The sequence below is a fragment of the Oleiphilus sp. HI0061 genome (assembly GCF_001635675.1).
On the sequence record NZ_LWFE01000699.1, the window covers coordinates 1 to 568 of the forward strand.

At 36.6% G+C, this 568-nt stretch carries 1 protein-coding gene; it reads right to left on the reverse strand.

The annotated features are described in order from the left end of the window. Window positions 1-113 precede the first annotated feature (113 nt). Window positions 114-568: hypothetical protein (locus A3735_RS30625; protein WP_197485775.1), on the reverse strand; the 455-nt coding region annotated here is incomplete at its 5' end.

The window sequence follows — 568 nt, forward strand, 5'->3', positions numbered from 1 at the left end:
TATACAAGATTGCTGACTCGCTTTTAGGGGTATTCTTTGAGACGTTGAAATAGCTAGAGGCACACGAACTAAGCAAGCTAGCGAGTATTGTTATTGAAAGTAGCTTGATCATCTTAATTTAACTCCAAATAATCCTGAGAAACATTATCCACTATAGAGGCAATATCGTCTCCAACATCGTCCGAACTCATAAATGGAATCATAGAAAACCCAGCCATTTGATACATATGACTTGAATACAAATGGCTAGACACAATTTGACCATTTTCAAATCGGTTAATTTTTACGAGCACATCGAAATCGGTGCTAATCATAGGTAGAACAAAAACTGACAAGCCACACCAAACTGCAGATAAATACGAAAGGGGATCAAAGTCACGACTTTCATCACCTGCGGTATTATCAACAATAGAAACAATTTCAAGATAACTCTGAGGAAGCTCATCTTTCTCAGAGAGAAATTTTGCTTTTATACCTTTTTTAGAAAAGCTTTCTTGGAGTGCATCTGCAACTAGCGTGTTAACCGTTGAATAGTCAGACCAATTGGCATAACTATTAATCTTAAGAA